Below are 7700 nucleotides of genomic sequence, written 5' to 3' on the forward strand. Positions count from 1 at the left end.
TTTGCTTACTTTTGCGCTTTTCAAAAGTGAGCCGCTGTAAGAGCGGAACCCATTTAAGCCATCACCCAAATAACGGATATTCACCCCCAAAGCCTACCGCTCAATCGACCGACTCCACCGCGCATTCCACTCGGGCCGTGCCTGGTTCACCTGATCCCAGTCAATCGAAATCGCCGTCTGCAAATAACTGTTCATTGCCTCCACCCGAGCCCGAGTCTTATCCGTGGTCGGCGTCGTAGGATTCGAAGGAATCTGATCCCCCAGTTCCAAAGCCGGCGCCTGAGCCTCTGCGGTCAACAAGAACTGCGCCAGTTTTTGCGCCAACTCCGGCTGGTCATTCCGCGCAATCACACACTCCGCCACGTTCAACACCACCGCGCCTTCTTTCGGCTGCGCATACTCCATCGGCACACCCAACAACTGTTGCGTGGTCACCTGCGTCGGCGTCAGCGGAAAGATCGCCGCCTCATCCGTCTGCACCATCTCGGAAATCTTCGCCGAGCTGGCGATATATTCCAGCACGTTGGGCCCGACGGTTTTCGGCCAGGCCTTGAACCCCGGCTCCACGTTGGTCTCGCTGCCCCCCTGAATCCGGTTGAACATGAGGAACCCGTGCAACCCAAATGTGGACGAGGCCAACGACTGGAACACCACCTTGTCCTTGAAGCGCGGGTCGGCCAGGTCCATCCACGACGTCGGCGGCGCCCAGCCCTTTTCCTTGAACATCTTGGCGTTGTAACCCAACCCGGTCACCCCGAGCGTCACCGCAACCGCTTCTTCCTTGATCTTCGCCTTGGCCGGAATCTGATCCAGGGTCGGGTTGGGCGTGAGCTTCTCGCACAACCCCATGGAAATCGCGCGGTACATGATGCCGTCGTCGAGGAACATCACGTGCATCTGCGGGTTGTCCTTGTTGGCCTGCACCTTGGCCAGGATGTCCGACGAGGTGCCCGGCACGATCACCACCTTGACGTTGTTGGCCTTTTCGAACGCGGGCAGCACCTTGTCGGCGTAGACCCGTTCCATGGTCCCGCCGTTCATGCCCAGGTACAGCGTCGGTGCGGCGTGGGCCGCCGTGCTCAACAGGGCGAGGGACAGGCAAGACAGCGCAGTACGTTTGATCATGTGCATGAATCTTCCTCTCAGGCTTGGAAACGACGGATGGAAAATGCTTCGATGGGCTGCCGGCTGGCCCCCGTGCAGACGATCTCTGCCAGGGCTTCACCGACCGCAGGGCCGAGCTGGAACCCGGCGCCGGCAAAGCCGAAACCGTGGAGCAGGCCGGGTTGGGTGCTGCTGTCGCCGATCACCGGTTCGTGGTCGGGCAGATAACCTTCGGTGCCGCTCCAGGTACGGATCGCCTGGGCACCCTTGAGGAACGGGTACAACTCGCCGGCATTGCGCAGAATCTCCAGCACCGCCGCTTGCCCCGGGCGGGCTTGTTGCGGGCCCAGGGCAAAGCCGCGCCCGCCACCGAGGATGCAATTGCCCCGGGCGACTTGCCGCGCATAAATCCCGCCGCCTTCCACCCCGGTGCTCACGTCCATCACCACCGGCAACGGCTCGGTCACCAGCATCGCCGGGTGCGCCGAGGTCATCGGCACCGGCTCGCCAAAATGCGCGGCCACGGTGCCGGCCCAGGCGCCGGCGCAGTTCAGCAGCCAGGGGGCTTGCAGCTGCAGCCCATTGGCACAGCGCAACTGAAACCGCTGGCCGTCATGTTCAAGATGGGTGACTTCGGTTTGCTCCATCACCCGAGCACCGTGGCGTTGCGCTGCGCGGGCAAAGGCGGGGGAGACCAGGCGCGGATTGGCGTGGCCGTCTTCAGGGCATAACGACGCGCCGACTGCCACATCACCCACCCACGGGAACCGGGCGCGCAGTTGAGCGTGGTCGAGCATTTGCAGGCCCAGGCCAAAGCCGCGTGTAGCGTCGGCGTAAGCCTGCAGAGCCGCCAGATCGTCATGACTGCGGGCCAGTTTCAAATGCCCGGAGCGCACGTATTCGCCGTCAATGCCAATCAGCCCCGGCAAGTCGGACCATAGCTCATGGGCACGTTGCGATAGCGGCAGTTGGTGCAATGGCCGCCCCTGGCGCCGCACGCCGCCATAGTTCACACCACTGGAGTGCGAGCCACAAAAGTCCCGCTCCAGCAGCACCACGCGGCGACCTTTCTGCGCCAGCATCAAAGCCGCCGAGGCCCCGACAATCCCGCCACCCAACACGATCACTTCACTGTCGATCATGGCTGCACCTCCACGCCAAACGGCAAGGGTTTGATCGGTGCCTGGCCACGCAGGCGGCCAACGTTTTCAATCTCGCGGCCACTGCGCTGGGCAACGATTTCCGCCGCCGCCAGCCCGCACATCCGGCCCTGGCAGCGGCCCATGCCAACCCGGCAATGGGCCTTGACCCGGTTCACTTCCCAGTGGCCTTCGTCCACCACCGCGCGTACTTCGCCGACGCTGACTTCTTCACAGCGGCACAGGATCAGTTCGTCCGGAGCTTCAGCGGCCCAGTTTTCCGGGAAGGGGAAGGCGGTTTCCAGGCCGTGGCGAAAGCGCTGGATACCTGCCAGTTGTTGTTCCAGCACGGGCCCGCGACGGTGGTCGATGGCAACACCGCTGTCTTCGAGCAAGGCCAATGCCGCTCGCTCGCCGGCCATTTGCGCCGCATCGGCGCCCATGATTCCTGCACCGTCGCCAGCCAGATACACCCCCGCGACACTGCTACGCCCGGCCGCATCTCGCTGGGGCAACCAGGCGCGGTTCAATGCATTCCAGGCAAATTCACACCCAAGTAAATCCGCCAGTTGGGTCTCGCTGCGCAGGGCATGGGCGAAGGCCACGGCATCACAGGCGATTTCCTGCTGGTCCCAGTGGATGCCCGTCACTCGTTGCTCGCCGTTGATGTGCGACAACGTTGCCCCTTGATGCACCGGGATGCCGTGGGCCGTGAGCCAGGCGCGGTAGTACAAACCCTTGGCCAGGGTCGCCGGCTGGCCGAGCAATGCCGGCAGGGCGCGGCACTGGGCGCTGAACGGCGCACTGTCGAGCACCGCGATCACCTTGGCCCCGGCCTTGGCGTACTGATACGCCACCAGGTACAGCAACGGCCCGCTGCCGCAGAACGCCACGCGCTCACCGATGGCGCAGCCTTGATACTTCAGCGCGATTTGCGCCGCGCCCAGGCTGTACACACCGGGCAGCGTCCAGCCCGGCACGGGCAGGATGCGGTCGGTGGCGCCCGTGGCGACGATGATCTGCGCGTATTCGATGCTTTCGGCGTGGCCGTTGTTGAGCATGTCCAGGCGGCCATTTTCCGCATTCCACACCAGGGTTTCCGGCCGGTAGTCGATCCGGGTGGCCAGCTCATCCATGGTGCGATGCAGCGCTGTCGCCTTGCCCGCTTCAAACCCATACAGCTGCTTGGCCGAGCGCTGGAAGTTCGCCGGCTGGCGCCGATAGATCTGGCCGCCACCGCGCAGGCTCTCGTCCACCAACACCGGGGTTACGCCATGGTCCAGCAAGGTCCGGGCTGCGGTAATGCCCGCCGGGCCTGCGCCCACTATCACCACGCTCTTCATGCCTGGCGCCCCGGATCACGGCGAATCGCCTGGCCGTCTTCCAGCAAGGTCGAACAGGCGCGCACTCGCCGACCATCCTCCAGCCGTACCCAGCAATCCTGGCAAGCTCCCATCAGGCAGAAACCGGCGCGGCGTTCGGCGCTGAAATCACTGCCCCGCAGGTGCTCGGCGCAGGTCAGTACGGCAGTCAGCAAGGTGTCCCCGAGCAGGCCCGTGGCAGGCTGCCCATCGAGGGTGAACGCCAGGCTGGGCCGCTCGGTTTCCGCCAGTCGTTTGAACAGTGCCATCAATGTTTCCCTACCAACACGCGATCCAGGCCGTAGACCCGGTCCAGCAGAATCATGGCCGCCGCCGTCAACCCGATCACCAGCGCCGACACGGCCGCCATCATCGGGTCGATGGATTCGGTGGCGTACACGTACATGCGCACCGGCAAGGTCTGGGTGGCCGGCGAGCTGACAAAGATCGACAGGGTCACTTCATCGAAACTGTTGATGAACGCCAGCAACCAGCCGCCGGCCACGCCGGGCAGAATCATCGGCAAGGTGATCTGGCGAAACAGGGTGAAGCGGCTGGCGCCGAGGGATTCGGCAGCCTGCTCGGCGCTGCGGTCAATGCCGATGGCGGCCGCCAATACCAGGCGCAATACGTAAGGCGTGATGATCACCACGTGGGCCAGCATCAACCAGGTGAAGCTGCCGTTGACGCCCATCATTGCGAACAGCCGCAGCATCGCCACCCCCAGCACCAGGTGCGGGATGATGATCGGCGAGAGGAACAGCGCACTGAAGAAGTTACGGCCGGGGAACTGGTAGCGACTGATTGCCAGCGCCGCCGGTACCGCGATCAACGTCGCCAGGGTGGCGGCAACGAACGCCAGGACCAGGCTGTTGTAGAACGCCTGGATAAAGTCCGCGCGCTCGAACACCGCATGAAACCAGCGCAGGGAGAAGCCCGAAGTGGGCAGGCTCAAGGTGTTTTCCGGGGTGAAGGCCACCAGGCACACCACCACCAGCGGCGCCATCATGAACAGCACCACCAGGCCGTGAAAGCCCAGGGCCAAAGGACCGTTTCTGGACATCGTCTTATACTCCCAGGGACTTTTTGTAGCGGCCTTCGACCATGCGGTTCCAGCTCAGCATGATCAGCAAGTTGACCAACAGCAACACCACCGCGATGGTCGCGCCCATGGGCCAGTTGAGTTCCGAGAGGTATTGGTCGTAGACCACCGTGGCGACCATCTTCAGGCGGCGTCCGCCCAGCAGGCCGGGGATCGCGAAGGAGCTGGCAGCCAGGCCGAACACGATCAGGGTGCCGGACAGCACGCCGGGCATCACCTGCGGCAACACGATCTTGCGCATCACCGTGGCCTGGCTGGCACCCAGGGACAGCGCCGCCTGTTCCGCCGACGGGTCGAGCTTCTGCAGGGAGGTCCACACCGGGATGATCATGAACGGCAGCATCACGTGCACCAGTGCGATGATCACGGCGAACGAGGTGTACAGCAGCTTCACCGGCTTGCCGCCCAGGGCCTGGATCACCTGGTTCACCAGGCCATCGGCACCCAGCAGCAGGCTCCAGCCGAAGGCCCGCACCACCACCGAAATCAGCAGCGGGGTGAGGATCAGGATCAGGAAGATCGAGCGCCATGGCGTGCCCATGCGGCTGAGGATGTAGGCCTCGGGCACGCCGATCACCACGCAGAGCAAGGTCACCAGGGCACTGATCCAGAAGGTGCGCCAGAAGATCTCGTAGAAGTACGAATCGCTGAACAGCGACAGGTAGTGGGCGAAGGTCCACTCATCGGCCTTCACCCCTACCTGATAGTCGAACACGTTGAACGACAGCACCAGTGTCAGGCCCAGGGGCAGGATCAGCAGCCCGAAAAACAACACCAGCGCCGGCAACGACAACAGGTAGCCACGGCTCATGCGCGCACCTCATCCGCGGCCAGCACCCGCAACAGGTTCGACTCCCAGTCCAGGCCCACTGCAGCGCCGCAAGCCAATGGCGCGCTGCCGTCATTGCGGCGGACCACGGTCAGCTCGCCGATCTGGGTCTTGATGCGGTACAGCCATTGGCTGCCGAAGAAGTAGCTGTCGAGGATCCTGCCTTGCAGCCGGCCGTTGCCGGCCGCCACCAGGTCGATCTTTTCCGGGCGCAGGCTCAGGGTCAGTTCGCCGTTGCCCGGCTCGAAGCGCACTTGCGGCGCGCCGAGTTGATCGAAGTCGCCCGCCAGCAGGTTGGCCTTGCCGACAAAATCCGAGATAAAGCGTGTGCGCGGGTGTTCATAGAGTTTGTACGGCGCGTCGATCTGCGTCACGCGCCCGGCCTGCATCACTACTACCCGGTCGCTGATGGACAGCGCCTCGGCCTGGTCGTGGGTGACCATCAGGGTGGTGATCCCGACTTCACACTGGATGCGACGGATCTCGAACTGCATCTCTTCGCGCAGGTTGGCGTCGAGGTTGGAGAGGGGCTCGTCCAGCAGCAACACCGGCGGCTCGATCACCAGGGCGCGGGCCAGGGCCACGCGCTGGCGCTGGCCGCCGGACAGTTCCCGCGGGTAGCGCTCGGCGTGTGGCGCCAGGCGCACCAGTTCCAGCACAGTCTTGACTCTGCTTGCGATCTCAGTGGCAGGCACCTTGCGCATCTTCAGGCCGAAGGCGACGTTGTCGCGCACGCTCATGTGGGGGAACAGCGCATAGCTCTGGAACACCACGCCGAGGCCGCGGCTGGCGGGTTTGGCATGGGTGATGTCGCGACCGTCGAGGACGATCTGGCCACCGGTGACGTCGACGAAGCCGGCGATCATTTGCAAGGTGGTGGTCTTGCCGCAGCCCGAGGGGCCAAGCAGGGACACGAATTCGCCTTTTTCCACCGCAAGATCAGTGGCGACCACCGCGTCGACGGCGCCGTAGCGTTTGCTCAAGGCGTTGAGTTGGAGAAAAGCCATGTCTGCGTTCCACCTTTTTGAGTCGCGTCGAAACGCGCTTTTTTGTTTTGGGCAGATGCGAAAAGGGTGTTGCGGGTGCGTTGGCGCTCGATCTTGAGTCGGCTGCCGTTAGTTGTTCATTTCGCCCCTGTGGACGCAGATTAGGGCGAAAGACTAGGATGGCGGAAGATAGAATTTCACTGGATAGAGTACTTTTTTCAGTTTCATTCACTGACCAGAATTTAGTGTGAGATATCGGCTTATGGATTCCACTGAGCGGAATGAAAGTGTCAAGGAAGTCGGCGCCGGTGGCGTCTCCCGGTTGTTTGCATTACTGCGCATCCTCGGCGCGGCGCCGGACGGTGGTGAACGGGTGACGCAACTGGCGCAGCAGGTGGGGCTGTCGCAACCCACCACCCACCGATTGCTGCGCAGCCTGATGGACGAGGGCATGGTGGAGCAGGATGCGCGCAGCAAGCGCTATCGGCTGAGCCTGGAGTTCTTTGCCCTGGCGGCGAATGCGGGCAACACCGGCAACCTGCGGGACCTGGTGCGGCCGAGCATGTTGCGCCTCAGTGCGTCGTTGGGGGATTCATTGTTCCTGCTGGCGCGCAGCGGGTTTGATGCGATCTGCCTGGACCGCAGTGAGGGGCCGTATCCGATCCGTACCTTTACCGGTGATATCGGCGGCCGCGTTGCGCTGGGCGTGGGGCAGGGCAGCCTGGCGATTTTGGCGTTTTTGCCGGAGGAAGAGCGCGAGACGGTGATCCGCTACAACTTGCCGCGGCTCAAGGATTTTCACCTGTACGACGAGGTGTTTTTGCGTTCGGAGGTGGAGAGTGTGCGGCGGTTGGGGTATGCGGCGCGCAATACCGGGGTGCTGGAAGGCATGGCCGGGTTGGCGGTGCCGATCCTGGATCGCAATGGGCATGCGGTGGCGGCGTTGAGTGTGGCGACTATCAGCGACCGGCTGGGGCCGGGGCGGTTGCCGACGGTGGTGGAGTTGTTGAAGCGCGAGGCGGCGGCGATCGGGCCGAGGATCAATCCGTTTGACCCGACGTTGCGCCGGCCTTCGCAGATCTTCGGTGGGTAGGTAATACCAGTAACGACACAGATCAAATGTGGGAGCGGGCTTGCTCGCGAATGCGGTGTATCAGTAAAAAATTTGGTGACTGACAC

General features: G+C 63.5%; 8 protein-coding genes. 1 reads left to right on the top strand and 7 read right to left on the bottom strand.

Translation table 11 applies throughout. The features are described from left to right. Positions 1 to 93 precede the first annotated feature (93 nt). Genes ACW9I6_RS28680 through ACW9I6_RS28710 form a run of 7 tightly spaced genes read right to left on the bottom strand, consistent with a single transcriptional unit; the run spans position 94 to position 6542 of the window. Positions 94 to 1125 (bottom strand): ABC transporter substrate-binding protein, encoded by a 1032-nt coding sequence (locus tag ACW9I6_RS28680; protein ID WP_003218283.1) that lies wholly within the window; start codon positions 1123 to 1125, stop codon positions 94 to 96. 17 nt (positions 1126 to 1142) lie between these two features. Next, positions 1143 to 2246 (bottom strand): NAD(P)/FAD-dependent oxidoreductase, encoded by a 1104-nt coding sequence (locus ACW9I6_RS28685; protein ID WP_008430551.1) that lies wholly within the window; start codon positions 2244 to 2246, stop codon positions 1143 to 1145. Continuing rightward, positions 2243 to 3586 carry an FAD-dependent oxidoreductase gene (locus ACW9I6_RS28690; RefSeq protein ID WP_457340104.1) on the bottom strand — a complete coding sequence of 448 codons (1344 nt, stop codon included), beginning with the start codon at positions 3584 to 3586 and terminating at the stop codon, positions 2243 to 2245. Before ACW9I6_RS28690 ends, ACW9I6_RS28685 begins: the two co-directional genes overlap by 4 nt. Continuing rightward, a complete protein-coding gene (locus tag ACW9I6_RS28695) occupies positions 3583 to 3873 on the bottom strand; it encodes a (2Fe-2S)-binding protein (protein ID WP_003218277.1) in 291 nt (96 codons plus the stop codon). Before ACW9I6_RS28695 ends, ACW9I6_RS28690 begins: the two co-directional genes overlap by 4 nt. After that, the gene (locus ACW9I6_RS28700) at positions 3873 to 4667 is read right to left on the bottom strand and encodes an ABC transporter permease (protein WP_003218275.1); all 795 of its coding nucleotides are present in this window, start codon (positions 4665 to 4667) and stop codon (positions 3873 to 3875) included. The genes ACW9I6_RS28695 and ACW9I6_RS28700 overlap by 1 nt, the downstream gene beginning before the upstream one ends. Before the next feature lie 4 nt (positions 4668 to 4671). Next, positions 4672 to 5517 (bottom strand): ABC transporter permease, encoded by an 846-nt coding sequence (locus ACW9I6_RS28705; protein WP_003218273.1) that lies wholly within the window; start codon positions 5515 to 5517, stop codon positions 4672 to 4674. Continuing rightward, on the bottom strand, positions 5514 to 6542 hold the full coding sequence (locus ACW9I6_RS28710) for an ABC transporter ATP-binding protein (RefSeq protein WP_003218271.1): 1029 nt from the start codon (positions 6540 to 6542) through the stop codon (positions 5514 to 5516). Before ACW9I6_RS28710 ends, ACW9I6_RS28705 begins: the two co-directional genes overlap by 4 nt. Positions 6543 to 6783: 241 nt before the next feature. Here ACW9I6_RS28710 and ACW9I6_RS28715 point away from each other — a divergent pair, with 241 nt between their 5' ends. Beyond that, a complete protein-coding gene (locus tag ACW9I6_RS28715) occupies positions 6784 to 7614 on the top strand; it encodes an IclR family transcriptional regulator (RefSeq protein WP_177045919.1) in 831 nt (276 codons plus the stop codon). Positions 7615 to 7700 lie beyond the last annotated feature (86 nt).

This window comes from Pseudomonas sp. SDO5522_S412, assembly GCF_054071215.1.

What these genes read in the sequence shown, in the direction of transcription:
- ACW9I6_RS28680 (WP_003218283.1), bottom strand. Translation starts at nt 1,125, where the DNA reads ATGATCAAACGTACTGCGCTGTCTTGCCTGTCCCTCGCCCTGTTGAGC.
- ACW9I6_RS28685 (WP_008430551.1), bottom strand. Translation starts at nt 2,246, where the DNA reads ATGATCGACAGTGAAGTGATCGTGTTGGGTGGCGGGATTGTCGGGGCC.
- ACW9I6_RS28690 (WP_457340104.1), bottom strand. Translation starts at nt 3,586, where the DNA reads ATGAAGAGCGTGGTGATAGTGGGCGCAGGCCCGGCGGGCATTACCGCA.
- ACW9I6_RS28695 (WP_003218277.1), bottom strand. Translation starts at nt 3,873, where the DNA reads ATGGCACTGTTCAAACGACTGGCGGAAACCGAGCGGCCCAGCCTGGCG.
- ACW9I6_RS28700 (WP_003218275.1), bottom strand. Translation starts at nt 4,667, where the DNA reads ATGTCCAGAAACGGTCCTTTGGCCCTGGGCTTTCACGGCCTGGTGGTG.
- ACW9I6_RS28705 (WP_003218273.1), bottom strand. Translation starts at nt 5,517, where the DNA reads ATGAGCCGTGGCTACCTGTTGTCGTTGCCGGCGCTGGTGTTGTTTTTC.
- ACW9I6_RS28710 (WP_003218271.1), bottom strand. Translation starts at nt 6,542, where the DNA reads ATGGCTTTTCTCCAACTCAACGCCTTGAGCAAACGCTACGGCGCCGTC.
- ACW9I6_RS28715 (WP_177045919.1), top strand. Translation starts at nt 6,784, where the DNA reads ATGGATTCCACTGAGCGGAATGAAAGTGTCAAGGAAGTCGGCGCCGGT.